Raw genomic sequence first — 381 nt, forward strand, 5'->3', positions numbered from 1 at the left:
ATACAGGACAACGGTATTCCTAAACAGTTCAAGAGGTGGAGCTTGGCTTTCGCTTGTAACGTTCGCTATAGCTTTCATCGTTAGAGTTTCGCCCTTGTCGGCGAGTAATGATGAGTAAACGAAACGAAGTTTCGCAGTACGAAGAAGATATGATTCTCAACAGCAAGAAAAACGTAAACGGAAATGTCGTAGCCGTATTGTTCTTGTATTCTAATGCACTGAATTAATTAAAAATACAAATGGATGCTCAACTTTTCCGTTCGTAAGGAAAAATCGGGGACAGCCGTATCTTTTTTACTTTAACTTATTGATTTTATTTAGATCAATAAATGAATATCCCGCCTTGGTGCCTTTTAACGCTCAAGATTAAAGACCTGGCCC

It is taken from the genome of Psychromonas sp., assembly GCF_983033635.1.